Raw genomic sequence first — 17,956 nt, forward strand, 5'->3', positions numbered from 1 at the left:
GGGCGCGATCCCGTCGGGCGGCTTCGCGGTCGAGGGTCTCCTGGGCGGCATCCTTGGCGGGGCGGTCGTCGGGCAGCCTGTCCTCGGCCGCCGGCCGCATCGCCTCGGCGAGCTCGGAGAGCGTCATGCGCGACAGCTCGCCGATGTCCAGCCCGGCGAAGGTGACCGAGAGCGCCTCCGGCTTCAGGCGCTTGCCGTGGCAGGCGGGGCAATCCTTGCTGACGAGGTAGCGCGCGGCGCGGCGGCGCATGAGGGCGCTCTGCGAGTTGGTGAAGGTGCCGAGCACGTGGCGGCGGGCGCTCGTGAACGTGCCCATGTAGCTCGGCTCCAGGCGACGCCGACGGGCCGCCTGCGTCTGCTCCGGCGAGAGGCCGGCATAGACCGGCTCCTGCGGCTGGTCGTCGGTGAACAGGATCCAGTCGCGAACGGCCCGCGGCAGATCCTTCCAGGGCGTGTCGACGTCGATGCCTCGGCTGACCAGGATGTCGCGCAGGTTCTGCCCGCCCCAGGCCTGCGGCCAGGCAGCGACGGCCCGCTCGCGGATCGTCAGCGAAGGGTCGGGCACCATCGAGGCTTCCGTCGCCCGGTAGATCCGTCCGAGCCCGCCGCAGGACGGGCAGGCCCCCTGGGGCGTGTTGGGCGAGAAGTCCTCCGCGTAGAGCATCGGCTGGCCCGGCGGATAGGTGCCGGCGCGCGAGTACATCATCCGCACGAGGCTCGACAGGGTGGTGACGCTGCCGACCGAGGAGCGGGCGCTGGGCGTGCCGCGCTGCTGCTGCAGGGCGACGGCGGGGGGCAGCCCCTCGATGGCGTCGACGTCGGGCACCCCGACCTGGTCGATCATCCGCCGCGCATAGGGTGCGACCGACTCGAAGTAGCGCCGCTGGGCCTCGGCATAGAGGGTGCCGAAGGCGAGTGAGGACTTGCCGGAGCCGGAGATGCCGGTGAACACCACGAGGGCGTCGCGCGGCAGCTCCACGTCGACGTCGCGCAGGTTGTGCTCGCGTGCGCCCTTCACCGTGACGTAGCCCGGCCGTCCCGCGCCGGATCGAGCAATCCTGGCCGGTTCTCTCGGCTTCGGCTGGTCCATGGTACATCCTCTCGACGCGTCAGTTCTTGGCGGGCACCGGCCGTTGCCGCGCCGACGAGGGGTTCAGCAGCGCGGGAACCACGCGCTAGTGCACAGACGCCGACGAATGGGCTACCGGCCTGTCCTCTAATTCGCTTGTGGCCTCGAAAACTTCGCTGCCTTGTGCACGTTTTGTCGGCGTCAGAGCACTAGTCGATCGCTCGGGATGCACGCAGGCGGTTCAAGCGAAATCCGCCGTTTTCATCCTCGGCAAGCGGGTAAGTTTTGCCAGATGGTGATTTCTTGGAAATTCAGGATATGGCCAAAGGAGTGTTTGCACGGCTTGAGTCGGAAAAGATCCCGTACACTCGGCTAGGAAACAGCCCCGGCAGCACAACCGCATTGCCAGTGAACGACAAACGTCTGTGGTGGGCCGCCTTGGGCGACGCTTGGAGGGCTGCGTTTTGATGGCCGCTGTATGCGGCGCGAAATCGCTCGCGCCGATGATGGAGAAGGCTGCTGCCGCCGGGGTAGAGGGCGGTAACGAGGTCCGTGGGCGTCTCACCGCGGCTGGCCCGGACGCCGGTGCTGCGTTCGGGCTGCATAATCAATCCAGCGTCGGACGCGAGGAGCCCCGACCGCGTCAAGGCCAGCAGCAGGAGGATTGCCGGCCCGTGGAAGGCCAACACCATCGGCCCGTAGTCCGGCCGGTGGACCTCGGAACAGCCGCCACGTCAGCCGCGTGAGCTTGGGGCTGAGGATGCCCGTTCCGATACGGGCGTGAAGCCCCCTCAGGAACACGTCGAAGAGGACAGTCAGCATCACGACCGCGCCGAACACTTGCTCCGAAGCGCGCATCCCGATCCGTTCTTTCCGGCTGCAGCGGATTTTCATGGGCCCTACAGCATGGGAAGCCGGCCTGGCCGGGAGCCGAGCGGGAATGCCGCGTCGATCCGGGCAAGTTCGGCTTCCGTCAGCTGCAGCGCGGCGGCGGCCGCGTTGTCGGCGACGTGCTCGGGGCTAGACGCCTTGGGGATCGTGAGCAACGACGGTCGCCGCACCAGGAAGCGGAGCGCCACTTGACGCGCGGTCGCGCCGTGGCTGGACGCGATCTCCCCCAAGACGCGGTACCCCGACGTGTACGGGCCGGGAAAGCTGCCATGGCCGAATGGGCTGTAAGCGACCGTGGCGATACCGTGCTCCTCACACCACGGCAGTACCGTGTGCTCGATGGCACGCTCTTGGAGGTGATAGAGGACCTGGTTGCAGGCTATCCGGCCCTCGCCACCGGCTTTCCAAGCGGCATTGAGGTCGGGCACGTCGAAGTTGCTCACCCCCCAGGACAGGATCTTGCCCTGCTCGCGAAGCCGCTCGAAGCCGGCGAAGGTGTCCTCCAGTGGGTGCGGACCGGGCCAGTGCAGGAGGTAACAATCCAGCCTGTCGGTGCGCAGGCGCGCGAGCGAGCGCTCGCAGGCCGCCACGGTCCCCGCGCGCGTCGCGTTGCTGGGGAGTACCTTGGAGACAAGGAAAACTTCCTCGCGCCGTTCAGCAATAGCCTCGCCGACCACGGTCTCGGCGTCGCCGTACATCTCGGCCGTGTCGATGTGGGTCATGCCGAGGTCGAGACCCCGCCGCAGGGTCGCGACAGCGGTGGGTCGGTGCGCGTCGTCAATGTACCAGGTTCCCTGGCCGATCACCGCAATCTCGCGTGGCACAGGACCGAACGGACGCCGCTCCATGATCTTCGGTCCCGACGGAGAAGGCGTTTGCTGCGCAGCGTCGACCGCGGCTTTCGGTTTCATTGGGCGGCTGCCTGTCGCGACGGTCCGCGTGCGCTCGCGAACAGCCTGATCACCTCCGGGTGGAAGGCCGGGATGTCGTCGGGTTTGCGACTGGTGACGAAGCCCTGATCGACGACGACCTCCTGATCCACCCACTCCGCCCCGGCGTTCTTGAGGTCGGTCATCAGCGACGGCCAGGAGGTCAGGCGCCGTCCGCGTGCGGCGTCCGCCTCGATGATGGTCCAGGGGCCATGGCAGATCGAGGCCATGGGCTTGCGGGCGTCGAAGAAGGCCTTCACGAACGCGATCGCCTCGGGCAGCGCGCGGAGCATGTCGGGGTTGATGACGCCACCCGGCAGCAGGAGCGCGTCAAAGTCCTCGGACCGGGCGCTGTCGAGGGGCATGTCCACCGGGAAGGTGTCGCCCCAATCCGTGAAGTTCCAGGCCTTCACCCGACCGTCCTTGGGCGACACGAGCCGGGTCTCGGCGCCTGCCTCGTCGACGGCCTTGCGCGGATCGGTCATCTCGATCTGCTCGAAGCCGTCCGTCACCAGGATCGCGACCTTCAGGTCGTCGAGGGTTTCAGAAGTCATGTTCCGCTCTCCGTTCGACAAGGATTGGATTCGGGACGGTCCTCACCGCCCGCTCGGACACTGCGGCCCGCTCGAGTAACGGGCGGGCCCTTTGAGGCGACGCCGGACCTGAACGGCTGAACGCTCAAATCGTAGTTCCTTCGGCCAGCATGAGCGCATTCCCGGCGTCGGTCTGTGATCCATGGGGCACCGGCCCCCGCCACCGAGGAAGCTTCGAGGCGAGCACGTCGATTTCCTGGATCGAAGGTGGCTCGGAGAACAGTTCGGACGCCTCTGCCTTCAGCGCCTGCGCGACGCCGCCGGAAAGATGGGCCTGCCGGCCCGCCTCGTCGGGGAAGGCGTCAAAGATTCCAAAGGTCGACAGTCCGATTCGAACGGCGAACCAAGCTGTCGTCGCCGGCTCCTGCTCGACAATCGAAAGACCGCCGCGCAGAAAACTTTCCACATCGGCCTCACTTCCGGGCTTCGCTTCCAGTCGTACGAAGAGCGCTTTGGTCACCATGGCTGGCTTCCTTCGAGTGCGAGGATTGGTCGTTACAGCCCCGGGACATTAGATGGCTTTTCCAACCTGAAGCCGTGGGCTCGATGAGAAGCGTGTCATGCATTCCGCGATTGCCTCATCCGGTAGAGTCCTAAGGTGTTGTCCGTAGCCAGGCTCAAAACTTCCTCAAACGCAGCCGAGTTTCCAGATTTACAAAATAGCGATGCCCGTCCGGCAGTCGAAACGATTAATGGAGCTGGGACACGACCGGTTTTCGCAGATCAAGACGCTCGGCCAAAGTCAGCGCTTCCAGTGCAATTTCTCCAAGGCGAAGCAGCGGCTCCCGAGAGCGCGTTCGACGAAGCTGACAGACCAGCAACAGGGAGCGCGTGCGAGCGCCGTTTTTGATACGCTCGGACGAAGCGTTTCAGGGTCGCGGCTCCCTCCCGGGTCTGAACTCTTCGATGTGGTAGGCCATCGCAGGGGCCAGTCGTGCGATGTGTGGCTGCCAACGTGCCCGCAACGCGACATAGGTCTCTGGACCCGGCCCACCCGGTGTCGGCTCGACGCCGGCTTCCGACAGCCGGCCGACGGCCGCTGCGTAGCGGGTACGCCATGCCTCGCGCTCGGTACAGTTTGCGTCGGCGGGCGCTGGCAGATCCCCGGGCAGGAACGTCAATTCGAGGGTGATGACAAGCAGCATGGCGACGCGCCAGATCGCATCGACAGCAGCGCTCTCCTTGAGCCATGCGGCCTGACGATCCACAATTCCGCTTCGGATCAGCGACACCGTGTCGAGCGCGATGAACGCCTGCGCCGAGACGGAATAGAAGGGCTGCCGGAAGCGGAAGTAGAACAGCACCGGATAGAAGTGATGCGCCTCCTTCATTTCGGCGAGGGACCCGGCGACATCGGCTAGGTGGGTGTATCCGGAACTGAACTGTCCTCTGGGCCCGAGACGTACCAGGAGTTCGGCCGCATCCGAGGTCTCAGCCGCCAGCAGATGCAGCTTCAGGCCGAGAGCATTGCGCTGTCGAAGCGATGTGTAGACCTGCATCACGTAGGTCAGGACCAGCGACGTCACCGACATCCCGATGAGCGAGTTGACGAGGTAGAGGACCCGGTAGGCGTCCGTGGCCGGTTTGAAGTCGCTCGCCCCCACAATCGCGATGCTGCTGCCGCCCGCGTACAGGGCGGTCACGAAGTCGGCCGGGGTTTCGCCACCGCTCGCCCGAACGGCCGTTCCCAATGCCGGGTGGATGATGAGGCCGGCTCCGAGGGTCAGCCCCATCGACCAGAAGAGAACGTAGACGATGAGGATGACCGGGCCGCAGGCGGAGAGCACCGCACCCCGCCGCTTTGCGAAGAGATCGTCAGCACGGCGGAAGATCGCCCAGACGAGATGGGCCACCCGGTCCGCGAACAAGCCCGTTCCGATGCGTGCGTAGAGGACGGTCAGGAAGACGTCGGCGAGGACGAGCCCCATCACGAGCGCGCCCGACACCTGTTCGAGAACAGGAAGCATCTGGCCTACCCTTCCGTTGCGTTCAGGCTTTGGCCGATCTCCAGGGACGCATCGCCTCCGGACCGATGATGTCGGGCGGGGGCGTGAAGTCGCGTGCCGCACCCCGCATCGCTTCGGCGCGCTGTCGAAAGCCACTGCGCCGACGGTAGTCCTGACGGACTTTCTGAGACGGTTCGAGGGGCGCTTTCGCGAGACTCTGCGCACAGATCACATCGACCGCCGTGACCCCGATCAAGGCACCAAGTGCGAGCAACACATTGTGCTTGCGGGGATTGGGATCCTCGAGCCCGGGCAGGACCGTGGCGATGTCGAGCGCGTCCCCCGCGACGCGTGCCGAGATCCAGGGGGGCGGATCGCTGGAGCCCAGAATTCCGGCTCCTTGGAGGAGTTCGCGCACGCCATAGGCATGAATGACCGGAGCCGCGCGCGGCATGCCGAGCCAGCGAGCTATGGCGCCGCCATACGCCAACTCGGTCAGACCCAGACCGATCGAGAACCAGCCGAGACCTTGGGCGAGGACCCGTGTTCCGGGATCCGGCCTGCGGCGCGGGTCCGCACCGAGATAGTTCGGCAAGGGCATCTGCGCGCGTGGGCGGCCCCGGTCGCGTGGGTACGTGGACTCGGACATGCTGGCTTCCTCGGTGGACACGGGGGCGAAGCGGCAAAGCCGCCGCAGCGCGGCGCGCTACGGCACCAGTTACGGCCGGAGCACGACCTTGATGCAGTTGTCCTTCTTGTCGCGGAAGGTCTTGTACATCTCCGGTCCCTGTTCGAGCCCCGCCCGATGGGTGATGACGAAGGAGGGGTCGATCTGTCCGTCGGCGATGCGCTTCACGAGGTCGTCGGTCCAGCGATTTACGTGCGTCTGGCCGGTGCGGACGGTGAGGCCCTTGTTCATCAGGGCCCCCATCGGCATCTTGTCGACGAGGCCGCCATAGACGCCGGGGATCGAGAGGATCCCGGCGGGACGGCAGACGTAAATCATCTCTCGCAGAACGCTGGCACGGTCGCTCTCCAGCATCACCGCCTGCTTGACGCGGTCGTAGGCCTGTTCGAGCGCACGCGGTGAATGGGCCTCCATGCCGACAGCATCGATGCACTTCTCCGGCCCCTTGCCGCCGGTCAACTCGTTGAGGCGCTCGACCACGCTCTCCTGGGCATTGTCGATGGTGATCGCTCCGCCCGCCCGAGCCATCTCCAAGCGCTCGGGCACGCTGTCGATGCATACCACCCGCTTGGCGCCGAGCAGGATCGCCGAGCGGATCGTCATCTGACCGACCGGACCGGCGCCCCAGATCGCTACCGTGTCGGTCGGCTGGATGTCGGCCTGCACCGCCGCCTGCCAGCCGGTGGGAAAGATGTCGCCGAGGAACAGAACCTGCTCGTCGCCGAGCCCCTCCGGCACCTTGATATGGGTCTTGTCGGCGAAGGGCACGCGGACGTACTCGGCCTGGCCGCCCTGGTAGCCGCCGGTGAGGTGGGTGTAGCCGAAAAGGCCCGCCGTGGTGTGCCCGAAGGCCTTTTCGGCCAAGTGCTTGTTGCGGTTCGAGCGTTCGCAGACCGAGAAGAAACCGCGCCTGCACTGGTCGCACTGGCCGCAGATGATCGTAAACGGGATCACCACCCGTTCGCCCTTGCGCAAGCTGCCGCCGACGCCCTTCCCCGTCTCGACGACCTCGCCCATGAACTCGTGGCCCATGACGTCGCCCTTCTCCATGCCGGGCATGAAGTGGTCGTAGAGGTGCAGGTCCGAGCCGCAGATCGCACAAGCGGTGACCTTGATGATCGCGTCCCGGTCGTCCTCGATCGTCGGGTCTGGAACCGTATCGCATCGAATGTCTTGCGTGCCGTGCCAGACCAGAGCTCTCATGGTGATCTCCTCGGAAGCGTCGGTGACAATTCATCTCCGGCGCGCGAGCGGCGAGCTATCCGGATGATCCCTAGGGAGGTTCCCGAGTCGCGGCTCGTGGAGCAGCCTCACCCGGTCGAGCCGGGCCTACCTGTTGCGGCTCCGGGCCGTGCCCCGGGAACAGGCACGACCGCATCGACGATGTCGTGCCGGCGCTGGAATTTTCATCGATGCCGATCGTCTATTCGACTATCGCGCGAAAGCAGAAGACGTGCGATACGCATGGGTACTGAAGAAAAATTCTGAACATCAGCCCGTTGTGACTTAAAGGGGGCGGATGTCATGGCGAGTCGTTCACGATCAGAAGCTGGGCCGATGGCGACCCTCGAGCGAGCGCTTCGCGATCAAAGTCCCCTGCTTGCATCGATCCTGGACACCCTGCCCCTCGGCCTCGGCATCTATGACCATCACGGGCATCTCGTTCATTCCAACGCGCTCATGCACCCTTACGTCGGGCTGATCGGGCAGGCGTCGCGCGATCCGACTCAGATGGATCGCTGGCGGGGGTACGAGGGCGATGACGGGCCGATCACGCCCGATCGCTACCCGGGCAACCGGGCCTTACGCGGCGAGACGGTCTTGCCGGGTATCGATTTTCTCCATCGCGGGAAGGATGGGTCGGAACGCTGGATCCGCGTCGGCGCAGCGCCCGTCCGCGGCGGAGGCGAAGCAATCGTCGTCCTCGTCGTGCAGGACATCGACGATCTCAAGCGGGCCACGCAGCGAGCCGACGCCGCGTCGGCGGAACTGGCGAGCCAGTCCCGCTTCCTCGAGACAACGCTCTCTTCGATTCCCGATTTCGTCTACGCCTTCGATCCCGAAAAACGCTTCGCCTACGCGAATGCGGCCATGCTGACCTTGTTCGGCCTGTCCTCCGACGAGATGCTGGGTAGAACCTTCGCGGACCTCGACTACCCACCCGAGCTGGCCGAGGAGCTCGACGGCCACATCGACCGCGTCCTGAACGACGGCGTGACGACGCAGGGCGAAGTCTACTACCGGAGCCCCACGGGTTACGGTGCCTACTTCGACTTTCTATGGGGGCCGGTGCACGCGGAGGACGGCGCGATCGAGCTGGTCGTCGGTGTTTCTCGGGATACGAGCGAGCGCCGCGTCATGGCGGAGGAGCTTAAGCGAAGCGAGGCGCGCCTCAGGATCGCGACTGATCTCGTCGGTCTCGGCGTCTACACGTGGGATCCGTCTACCGGTGTCCACACCTGGGACCAGCGCGTGCGCGAAATGTGGGGCGTCCCGGCGCCTGCGCCCGTCGACACCGGTGTCTTCGAAGCCGGAATCCACCCGGATGACCGCGCTCGCGTCCAAGATGCCATCGCTGCCGCCATCGATCCGGCCGGGGACGGCAGCTACAGCATCGAATATCGGCTGATCGGGCGCACAGGTGGCCAACCCCGCCATGTCGCGACGTCCGGCCGGACCACGTTCGCGGATGGTCGCGCCGTCGCGTTCATTGGCGCCGTGATCGACGTCACAGCACAACGCCATGTCGAAACGTCTGTCCGGGCCAGCGAGGCCCAGTTCCGTAGCTTTGCCGAGCACAGCCGGAGCCTCCTCTGGATCAGCGATCCGGAAGCGGGAAAGATCGTCTATCGTAGTGCCGCCTTCGAGCGGATCTGGGGCGTGCCGTGCGCGGAAGGGCCGACCGCGTTCAGTGAATGGATCAAAGATGTCCACCCCGCCGATCGGCAACAGGTCGAACGGTCGCTCGGGCTTGTCCGAGCCGGTGAGGCGGTGCAGTTCGAGTACCGGATCATCCGTCCCGGGGACGGCGCGATCCGCTGGCTGCGCGAGACCAGCTTTCCGATCCGGGACGAGAACGGTACAGTCTATCGATTGGGCGGGATCACCGCCGATCTATCGAACCAGGACGAGCATCAACTCTACATCGTCAGCACGAAAATCGGTGAGGCGCGACGGCTCGCAAACCTGGTTCGGAGCCTCGAATATCGTGTCCGAACCTTCGACAGCGCATCGGCTTTCCTCGACATGGCCCCGGTCCTCACGCCGGGTTGCGTGCTTGTCGACGTCCGGCAGTCGAGGAATGAATGCCTTGCGATCCCGCGGGAACTGAAGGCGCGTTCCATCGCGTTGACGACCATCGCGCTCGGTTCGCCCACGGCAGATGTCGCCTCGGCGGTCGCCGCCATGAAGGCTGGCGCCGTCGACTTCGTGAGCTTGAGCGATGAGGATGCACCGCAATCCGCGCTGCTGATCGCGATATCCGAGTGTCACAGTGACGCCCGGCCGACGACATCCGATGAGAGCGCCGCGGCGCGGTTGGTGCGGTTGACGCCTCGAGAACGCCAGGTCCTCGTCGGCCTCGTCGACGGTGGAACCAACAAGACGATCGGCCAGCACCTCGGTATCAGCCCCCGCACGGTGGAACTGCACCGCGCCCAAGTCATGAACCGCCTCAACGCGGCCAGCCTGACGGACTTGCTTCAGACCGCGCTGGCCGCAGGGATTGTTCCGTCAGGCTGCGCCGGTCGCGATCAGCAAAAGCCTACCTAGGATCGTTCCGATCCTGTTCGGCCAGCCCTGGCAGCCCCAGGGGGAAGAAGCTTCTAAGAGCATTTTCGCTCAGCCGATGGCGATCGCATGTGCCCCGGCAGGCAGATTCGACGATCGCAATCGCGAGCTGACGTCGTGTCTCCGTTGCGAAGCGATCAGCCGCGCAAACGAGGTTGGCAGCGAGCATCGAGGTCCAAGCCAGATCGAACCCTTCGCACATCGCTTTGACAATATCGGGGGTGAAGACCGCAGCGTTGGGGTCCATTCGTTCGAGGTACGAGCCCTCCCAAATCCCCGGTGTCCGACCAGCCGAAGACCGCCGATGTATACCGCCTTTCATTCGTGCCTCCCCTGATCAGTCAAGAAGGCATTCTGCCAAGGCAAACGCTACCCGGTAGCTCCCTGAGGGAAGCTACATACGGCAGAGGCGGCGGCTCCTTCTTCGGCAACCCAGCGGCGAACATGTGTCCAGGGACAACGAGGGAGAACAAGGTCGCCGTGTTTTTGAAAAGGCCCCATCTGCCGTAGGCATGCGCTGCTTATTGGCTCAGACCTGTTCCCCCGGCTGTCGTGTTGATAGCTTATGGGCGCACGATCGCCGACATGCTCCGCCTGCATCGAAATAGTTTCTGAACCGCTCGAAGCGAAAGCGGCCTTGGTAGACAAACTCGCTTCGATGAGACGCCATTCCGAACACGAAGGTCTGTATTAGCCAGTGGCAGTGGATCAGAGTGTCTCGCCATGTGTCTGCTTCTGCACATCGCGTCGGGGAACGCGAAAGACTGCGTTAGGTCATGTCCCGTCCGTCTGTTCTACGATTAAGATGGGTGGATTTCTTCCGGTCTGCTTTCGGGCGGCTAAACGGTATAATCATACGTCTTATATGATAATCCGGTACAGCAGGTTGTCTTAATTTATGAAGGGTGAGGTTTTACATCAGAACCTCACCCTTCCAGTCGATATTAGGATTTCGATCAGCTCTGCTTCAGCTTCGTGATCGTCTCGGTCGGCACGCCGGCGAAGTTGTTGGACACCAGATAGTTCGGGCTGGCCTTGATCCAGGCATCGAGGTCGATCTCCTCGAACTTGCCGTTGTCCCAAGTCTGGATGATCTCCAGATCCTCGTCGCCGACATTCTTGATCGCGTGGCCGAAGCCCATCGGGATGTAGGCCACATCGCCCGGATTGAACTCTGCGACCTTGCCGCGACCGCCCGAGCCGAACAGCGCCACCTGGCCCTTACCCTTCAGGTAGAAGTGCCACTCGTTGGCATTCACGTTCCAATGGAATTTACGCATCTGGCCGGGGCGAATGGTCATGACGCCGCCCGACATCGACTTGGAAACCGGCCACTCGTCGACGGTCGCAAGACGGAAGGTCCCGCCGTCGAACTCGCGCACGGCGCGCGGGTCCTTCAGGAGCCGGAACTTGTGGGTGGATTCCTTCGGCCAAGGCGCATCGAGCGCCTGGGAGAGCGGGATGACCGGTCCGGCTTGGATGTAGGCCTCGCCCTTCGGGAAGGCGTTGAGCGCTTCCTTCGGCAGCCCAAAATTCTCCGCCAGCATGTCCTTCGGGGACACGTCGACCCAGTCGGTAATCGAGAAGGTGCCGTGCTCTGAGAAGGCGCCATTGTCGAACGATAGGATGAAGTGGCAGGGCTTGTCGCCGATCGTCTGGATCGAGTGACCGTGGCCCTTCGGGAAGAACCAGAGGTCGCCTGGCTCGTAGTTGTTGATTTCGCTCGCCCCTGACGGATCGAGCACAACCGTCTGGCAGCGGCCGTCAATCACGTAGGCCCACTCGGCGGCGATGGCGTGCCAGTGCAGCTCGCGCGAGGCGCCGGGATCAAGGAACATATGGACGCCCGCGATCCCCTTGCTGATGGGGAACTGGTGAACGGTCGCTTCCTTGGCCCACCCGCCCGACGTGACTTTCGGGACGTTGCCGTCGAGGGAAAAATGGAAATCGGGCATGGCGCCGACATCCTTAGGGTCGTGGTAGGCGACTTGCGCGCCCGGGGGGAGCTGCTGAACGTCACGGCCGAAGCCGCCCGCGCCCGGCGCGCCGTGATCCGTTGTTGCTGCAGCAGCCTGCTGCGTCAGCGCCATTAGGCCACCGGCTCCGAGGGCGGCGGTTCCCAGAAACGCGCGTCGGTTAGCGTCCATCGTTTGTGTCCCAAATCTGGCTACAGCAAACCCGAGAGAGCTGGGTCTTTGCTGCGCTGGACTACGTGAAATTTTGTATGCCAAAAACTCACGTAGTCGTGATGGATGATTACGAGGGATCGAACGTGCCGGCGTACCGTATGGCTGTTTTCGGGAAATGTCCGGCATGGTGCAAGCGGCCGGTATGAGTGGTCAGCGGAAGAGCTGATTTCAATCAACCCGACACCGATTACGGACGCGCGAAACGGCCTCGCCGGAGGCTCACATGTAAAACTTGTACTCGGACCGTACGGTCATCTCCGGGCTGACCTGCTTCAGCACCTCGCTGACCTTTCTCGAAAAGGCCATCGTGATCGGCACGCCATCGGAGAAGGCAGCGTTGTTCACGTTCATCTTCGTCAAGGCGAGGATCTCGGTGGCGAGCTCGCGCGGCCCACTGTCGCCGTACTTCTCCAGGATGGTCCAGGGTTCCGGGACGTGGACGCCCGGGTAGGTGTCGAAGTACGGCGTGAAACCGTGGGTGTAGAGGATGGGGTAGGCGTCATCGACCATCGCGAAGGTACCCCGGACCGGCGGGTAGCGTCCGATCCGAGCCAGCCGCACTCGGCTCCGGTCGAGGGTCACAAGGTCCACCTCGGCCAGCGGGTTCACGACGTAGATCCCCTCGAAGAAGCCCTCCAGCTCGTTGAACTCGCGGTGCTCCGGCCCCCAGAAGCGGGAGCTCTTGTGGACGACGACGCGCTTGGGCGGCAGGCGGCTGATCTTCTTGTACTCGGTCAGGACCTTGCGCATCAGATCGGATGCGCCGGTGTGGGTGAGGTGCGGGGTCTTGCTGTGCTCCTCGACATCCCACTCGAAGGGATCGCCACGTAGGACGACCCCCTGACCCAGGTAGTCGAAGGCTTGGGCGACGCCGGTCCGCATCACGATCCGGCCGCCCGCATCCTCGGCCTTGTAGAAAGTGACGCCGACGTAGCAGGTGTCGGCGCCGAGGCCGTGGCCCCTCCAGGGAACGCCGCCGCCCTTGAAGTACAGCGCTGTGGCGAAGTTCCAGGCGCGCGTCGCCCGGTCCTGCAGGGAGGGCTTCTTCCCGCTCAGGGTGTCCTCCCGCAGGATCTGGATCGGCACGCCCCACTTCATGCTCCGCGCCTTCAGGCCACGTCGCAGGTTGAGCCAGCCACCGTTGTTGAGCTGGGCGGTCGACGAGCCTTCGAGAAGGACCTCCGGCATCGCCACGAGGATGACGTCCGGCGCGGGCGAGACCGTCGCGATGCGCTCGATGTGCTCGGCGAGGAGGTCGGTCGCCCGCTCGACCCGCTGGATCGCGTTGGTGCCATCCGCGATCAGGCGGCCCTCGCGGTCCTGGAACGTGGAGCGCCGCCGCTCGGCCGTGAGGATCTGGGTGGCAAAGCTGGTCTCCCCCGACATGCCGACGAAGTCCGGCGTCAGGCTCTTGACCAAGGCCTCGATCGTGACCTCCTCGTCGGACGCCTCAAGGAGGGATGGTGAACCGGGAGGCGCCGTCCGCTTCTGGGTCTTGTTGGTCTCGATGCGGTGCCTGCACTCGTCCACCCAGCGTTCGCAGAGCTCAGCGGTCGCCCGGGTCCCGACGATGCCCACCCGGATCTGGGTCGGGTGGAGGGCCGGGTCGGTAAGGCCGAAGGGACCGGTCTCGGCGAGCCCGGTCTTCTTGTCCGGATGCAGGAAGTGGCCGCCGAACTCGAGATGCGGCTCGCGGATGTACTCGATGGTGACGGACATCTCACTCCCCCTTCGGACGCTTGCGCGCGGCAACCGGATTGCTCTGGATGCTGAAGGCCGCCTCCGCAGTGATCGGCGGGCCGCCGGCCTGCGCGACGGTCTCGTCCCCGATCCTGAGGTCGAACAGTTCCTGCCCGCCGGACATCTGGTAGGCCCAGAACAGGATGTTGTTGTTGAGGTAGGCGTCGTTGTATTCCTCGACCCGCGCCGAGGTCGCGTAAGACCGGGCGGCCTCACCCTCCCACGGCCGCGTGCCGTCAGTGGTGAACATGAGCCGCGGGTTGATGGCGATCGCCCAGAGGTCGCCGTACCGTTCGAACCCGTAGTCCAGGGCCTGGTGCCGGAAGAACTTCAGCTTCCCGTACTCGTAGTGCTTGGCGACGGTCCGGCTTTGGGGGCGGCCCGTCCGGCCGCTGGTCCAGCGCTTCTGGATGGGCGCGTCCATCGCCAGCCCGCGATCGTAGAAGTAGCGCCTCGGCCGCTTCGCGTAGCTCAGGCCGATCCCCCTCAGGTGCCGGTGGATCAGGCCGTTCATCAACCGCGCGAGGTCGTTCTCGTACTCGGGGCCCTGCGAAATCCATTCCTCAAGGTCGATCTGCTCGATGCCTCCGGCGTCGATGACGCTCGCGAACGCGGTGTTCCGATCCGACGGGTCCGAGAGCGTATGGAGCAGCCCCCCTTGTAGACGTACGGGGGAATGATGCCGGTCAGGCGGTCATGGAAACCGAACTGCTTCTGGGGCACGACGGGGGCGATCCACACCTTCTCGGGGCGGCACTCGATCCTCAGGAGGTTCGTGAACAAGGTTTCCCCGACCTCCGTCGAGACCCGCTCGGGGGCAGCCTCGCAAGGGGCGAGGAGTGCGGGATAGGCGGCCTCGTCAAACCGGTCGTCGGCCTTCGAGAACTCGATCCGGTGCGGGGCCCTCAACGCGTTCGGGTTGTCCCGCAGGTAGGCCTGAACGTCCTTCCAGTAGAGCGCGTCGTCGTCCGGGTGGAACACCACGTAGATGACCGGGACGTTGACCCCCCGCCAGTAGAGGATGTCCTTCTCGAACATCGGCGAGGCGAAGCTGGTCTCGGTGTCGCGGATGACGAAGCTCGTCCCCGACTTCGACTGGACCTTGACGATCCTGCCGGTGGCCACGGCGCCGTCCCCGTCTACCCGGGGCCTGCACAGCTCGATCTCCCCATCGATCCCGACGTCGTCCTTTTCCTGCTCTCGCCAGATGCACTTCATGCCGTGGACGACGAGGTTGATGCGGTCCAGCCCTCTCCATTCGGAGAGCTTCGACTTCGCGACGATCTTGACGGGAGCGTTCATGGATATGGCTCCGGTTGCGCCCATCGGCACGACGCATGGCCCTCAGCGGCCGAGATTCACGATTTGTTCGTCAATCGAAATCGCCACGAAACGTAGTGCTTCATTATCCCGGGCAAGGAGGGCCGGGGACTGACGCAATATGCCTTCCCCGGCCCTGTCGATGCACGGCCCCATTAAGCCGCGCTGTCACTGCTTGAGGACGGTTACGACCGGGGTGTTCGGCCCCAATCGCCTCGCACCCCGGCTCTAGCCTCGGGCCCCACGGTGGGCCTTCCCCGATAGAGCGACAGGGGAATGCACCCTGTCACACGCTTCCGAACCCCCGGTGTTCCTACCCAAGCTGATCTGTCGGCTACGCCTCGGCGGGGCGGCTACAACCAAACTCTCCTATCGGCTGCAACCAATCATCCCCTTTGCACAACCAAACTTCCCTGTCCGTTACACGTCCCCTGCGCCGACCGCCGCGCCTACGAACAGCCGGTCGTGCTGCCGCAGTAATATAAGGGGTACGGCATCTTTCGTGTGTATGTTCAATAGCTTGACACAGAGCATATGCCGTTGGCCTTATGCCGTCCATCCGCAACACGGCATAATCCGGGGTGGGTTCCACACTCGCAAGTCGGCATCGGATTGGCCGATGAGCTGCCGCCGCGAACTGCCTGAAGCGTCGGGTTCGTCGGAAACGGATCGGCAGTGCCCCCTGACCTCCGAACCCATCCCCTCGCATCATCACCCTGGCATGGCCGTGCTCGCCCGCAAGGCCTCCACGCACTGCGTGCGCGGACCCTCCTTGCGGGCTGCGCGCGCCCATGCCGAACGGGCGATGCGAGGGGACGGCTCCGAAGGTCAGGGGTAGCGGGACCACCCATCTGGGCTGGTGCCCAGGATCGCTCGCTTGCTCAGGGACTCACCAAAGGTCAGGGACTCGTGTGGAGCTCGCCGGCGGCCGTGGCAGGCCGGTCCCATGCGAACCCCACCAGCCGCTGCGCCGAGGCCCACGGCGTCTCCAGCGTCAGCTTGATGACCTTCGGATCCCCGACGATGACCACCTGCCGTTCCGCCCGCGTCAGGGCGGTGTAGAGCCAGGAGGGGTCGAGCAGCTGGCACGGGGTCAGCGCGATGATGATCCTCTTGGCCTGGGAGCCTTGGGCCCGGTGGCATGTCAGCGCGTAGCCGAGGCTGAGGTCGATGAGCTCCTCGCGCTTGAACTGATGCTCCTCGCCGTCGAAGTCCGCCGTCAGGACGTCGCCGTCCAGGCCGGTGACCGTTCCGATGCTTCCGTTGAAGAGACCGCGTGCGTAGTCGTTTCGCCCGTGCAGGATCGGCTCGCCGACGGAAAAATGCTCACCGAGCGGCGACGTCATCTCGGAGGATCCGTTGGCGCCGACGTAGAGCTCGTGGAGCTCCCCGTTGAGGGCTCGAACGCCGGTGATGCCCGACTTCGTCGGCGCGATCACAAGCACGTCCTCCGCAGCGAGGTCCTGGAATGCCCGTAGGACGCCGGCGCGGATCGCCTTGAGGTCGGTCGACTCGATCAGCGATACTCCGTCCTGAAGGCCGTCGTACGCTTTCAGGTCCGGCATCTGGCATTCGCGAACGGCCGCGGCCACCAGGGGAATGCCGCTGGCGTCGGTCTGCCTATGGATCACGGTCAGGCTGGCCGTGATGCGTTCGTCGGCGATGATGCGATGGAACACGATGCCGAACCCGACGGGGGGAAGCTGCCGCTCGTCCCCGACCAGCAGGAGACGGGCACCGGCCGGCATCCGTCGAAGGAGGGCATGCATCGTGGCGATGTCCACCATCGAGGCCTCGTCGACGATGACCAGGCTCTCTGGCGTGATCTCGGCGAGCGTGGCCAGCCGCGCCGTCAGCTTCAGCTCCTCGACGCGCTCAACGCCTTCCAGCAGTGCCGCCGCGATGCGGGCGCGCTCGTCCAGTTCACGGATGGTCCTGAAGAGCGTACGGGCGAGCCTGCCGGTCGACCGGGTCAAGCGCAGGGCGGCCTTGCCGGCGAGCGCCGCTAGGACGACATCGCCGCCGGCCGCCTCCCAGACATAACAGATCGCCCGGGTGACGTGCGTCTTACCAACACCGGCGCCGCCGCGTAGGCAGGCGAACGGGCTCGCCAGAACCTGAAGCACGGCGGCCCGCTGCTCGGGGTGCAGGATCCCGGCGGACGCTTCGTAGTTTGCGAGCGCCACACGGTGATCGTCGGACCTGTCCGGCCGATTGGCGATCCACCGAAGCGCGAGGATGTCGTGGAAGCGGCTGACCACGGCCTCCTCCATGAGGGCGCAACCGGGCGCGCGCCAGGTGCCGAACTCGCCGGCGACGATGGCGCCGTTTCGGATGCCGGCCGAGACCGCCTCACCCACGCGGGGGTGGTCGATGTGCACGCCGAGCCTGGCGGCGATTTCCGAATGGAGGTCGCCATCCAGGATCATGGTGTCGCCGGTGGCGATCACGGCCTTCATCACCGCATCGACCGCACCGACCAACCGATCCGGTGCATCCTCGACCTCATGGATCCCGGCCTCCCGAAGGAGGCGGCAGCCGAGCGCGTCCACGGTCGGCCAGGGCAGCATCGAGATCAGGCACCACGGATTCCGACCCAGCGTGTCGACGGCAGCCTCGCCGAGAGCGGCGGAGATCCTCATCGCGACACGCATGTCGTCCACGCCGCATCCCTGCAGCCAGACCACCAGCCTCGCCTCTGCCTCGGCGTCCCGCCATGCCCTGACGGCCGCCGCTGCGATCCGTGGACCGAGCAGCGGCCGCTCCGGCGCCAGCACCGCACCGATCTCCGCGAGGTCGCCC

Annotated in this window: 12 protein-coding genes and 1 pseudogene; 1 reads left to right on the forward strand and 12 read right to left on the reverse strand. The window is 65.2% G+C overall.

Annotated features, from left to right (window positions below; all coding sequences use genetic code 11):
- The 7 genes and pseudogenes from FV223_RS01170 to FV223_RS01200 all read right to left on the reverse strand — a co-directional run.
- Positions 1–1,090, reverse strand: a pseudogene (locus FV223_RS01170) (excinuclease ABC subunit A); the annotation flags it as partial.
- An 878-nt stretch (positions 1,091–1,968) separates the two neighbouring features.
- Positions 1,969–2,808, reverse strand: a complete 840-nt coding sequence (locus FV223_RS01175) for an aldo/keto reductase (protein WP_147724975.1) — start codon at positions 2,806–2,808, stop codon at positions 1,969–1,971.
- Positions 2,809–2,867: 59 nt separating this feature from the next.
- On the reverse strand, positions 2,868–3,443 hold the full coding sequence (locus tag FV223_RS01180) for a type 1 glutamine amidotransferase domain-containing protein (protein ID WP_147724923.1): 576 nt from the start codon (positions 3,441–3,443) through the stop codon (positions 2,868–2,870).
- A gap of 124 nt (positions 3,444–3,567) precedes the next feature.
- Positions 3,568–3,945: an antibiotic biosynthesis monooxygenase gene (locus FV223_RS01185; RefSeq protein WP_246689564.1), complete on the reverse strand. Its 378-nt coding sequence runs from the start codon at positions 3,943–3,945 to the stop codon at positions 3,568–3,570.
- Between the two features lie 406 nt (positions 3,946–4,351).
- Entirely contained in the window at positions 4,352–5,449 is a 1,098-nt protein-coding gene (locus FV223_RS01190) for a two pore domain potassium channel family protein (protein ID WP_147724925.1), read from the reverse strand.
- Between the two features lie 22 nt (positions 5,450–5,471).
- A complete protein-coding gene (locus tag FV223_RS01195) occupies positions 5,472–6,029 on the reverse strand; it encodes a cyclase dehydrase (protein ID WP_147724977.1) in 558 nt (185 codons plus the stop codon).
- A gap of 117 nt (positions 6,030–6,146) precedes the next feature.
- Complete coding sequence (locus tag FV223_RS01200) at positions 6,147–7,319, reverse strand: zinc-dependent alcohol dehydrogenase (protein ID WP_147724926.1); 1,173 nt, start codon at positions 7,317–7,319, stop codon at positions 6,147–6,149.
- A 354-nt stretch (positions 7,320–7,673) separates the two neighbouring features.
- Here FV223_RS01200 and FV223_RS01205 point away from each other — a divergent pair, with 354 nt between their 5' ends.
- A complete protein-coding gene (locus tag FV223_RS01205) occupies positions 7,674–9,887 on the forward strand; it encodes a PAS domain S-box protein (protein ID WP_187276006.1) in 2,214 nt (737 codons plus the stop codon).
- A gap of 974 nt (positions 9,888–10,861) precedes the next feature.
- Here the strand turns inward: FV223_RS01205 and FV223_RS01210 are convergent.
- The 5 genes from FV223_RS01210 to FV223_RS01230 all read right to left on the reverse strand — a co-directional run bounded on the left by FV223_RS01210 (position 10,862) and on the right by FV223_RS01230 (position 17,931).
- Entirely contained in the window at positions 10,862–11,995 is a 1,134-nt protein-coding gene (locus tag FV223_RS01210; protein WP_243989014.1) for a cupin domain-containing protein, read from the reverse strand.
- Positions 11,996–12,313: 318 nt separating this feature from the next.
- On the reverse strand, positions 12,314–13,813 hold the full coding sequence (locus FV223_RS01215; RefSeq protein WP_147724932.1) for a hypothetical protein: 1,500 nt from the start codon (positions 13,811–13,813) through the stop codon (positions 12,314–12,316).
- Between the two features lies 1 nt (position 13,814).
- A complete protein-coding gene (locus FV223_RS01220; protein WP_147724934.1) occupies positions 13,815–14,348 on the reverse strand; it encodes a hypothetical protein in 534 nt (177 codons plus the stop codon).
- Positions 14,348–15,160 carry a DUF4365 domain-containing protein gene (locus FV223_RS01225; RefSeq protein WP_246689568.1) on the reverse strand — a complete coding sequence of 271 codons (813 nt, stop codon included), beginning with the start codon at positions 15,158–15,160 and terminating at the stop codon, positions 14,348–14,350. The genes FV223_RS01220 and FV223_RS01225 overlap by 1 nt, the downstream gene beginning before the upstream one ends.
- An 893-nt stretch (positions 15,161–16,053) precedes the next feature.
- Complete coding sequence (locus FV223_RS01230; protein ID WP_246689565.1) at positions 16,054–17,931, reverse strand: AAA family ATPase; 1,878 nt, start codon at positions 17,929–17,931, stop codon at positions 16,054–16,056.
- Between the last annotated feature and the right edge of the window lie 25 nt (positions 17,932–17,956).

The organism is Methylobacterium sp. WL116 (genome assembly GCF_008039455.1).
In the GTDB taxonomy this organism is placed as follows: domain Bacteria; phylum Pseudomonadota; class Alphaproteobacteria; order Rhizobiales; family Beijerinckiaceae; genus Methylobacterium.

Bases quoted from the DNA above. Each gene is read 5' to 3' on its own strand.
- FV223_RS01205 (WP_187276006.1), top strand. From the start codon at position 7,674: ATGGCGACCCTCGAGCGAGCGCTTCGCGATCAAAGTCCCCTGCTTGCA.
- FV223_RS01190 (WP_147724925.1), bottom strand. From the start codon at position 5,449: ATGCTTCCTGTTCTCGAACAGGTGTCGGGCGCGCTCGTGATGGGGCTC.
- FV223_RS01175 (WP_147724975.1), bottom strand. From the start codon at position 2,808: ATGGAGCGGCGTCCGTTCGGTCCTGTGCCACGCGAGATTGCGGTGATC.
- FV223_RS01185 (WP_246689564.1), bottom strand. From the start codon at position 3,945: ATGGTGACCAAAGCGCTCTTCGTACGACTGGAAGCGAAGCCCGGAAGT.
- FV223_RS01210 (WP_243989014.1), bottom strand. From the start codon at position 11,995: ATGGCGCTGACGCAGCAGGCTGCTGCAGCAACAACGGATCACGGCGCG.
- FV223_RS01200 (WP_147724926.1), bottom strand. From the start codon at position 7,319: ATGAGAGCTCTGGTCTGGCACGGCACGCAAGACATTCGATGCGATACG.
- FV223_RS01215 (WP_147724932.1), bottom strand. From the start codon at position 13,813: ATGTCCGTCACCATCGAGTACATCCGCGAGCCGCATCTCGAGTTCGGC.
- FV223_RS01225 (WP_246689568.1), bottom strand. From the start codon at position 15,160: ATGGGCGCAACCGGAGCCATATCCATGAACGCTCCCGTCAAGATCGTC.
- FV223_RS01180 (WP_147724923.1), bottom strand. From the start codon at position 3,443: ATGACTTCTGAAACCCTCGACGACCTGAAGGTCGCGATCCTGGTGACG.
- FV223_RS01220 (WP_147724934.1), bottom strand. From the start codon at position 14,348: ATGAACGGCCTGATCCACCGGCACCTGAGGGGGATCGGCCTGAGCTAC.
- FV223_RS01195 (WP_147724977.1), bottom strand. From the start codon at position 6,029: ATGCCCTTGCCGAACTATCTCGGTGCGGACCCGCGCCGCAGGCCGGAT.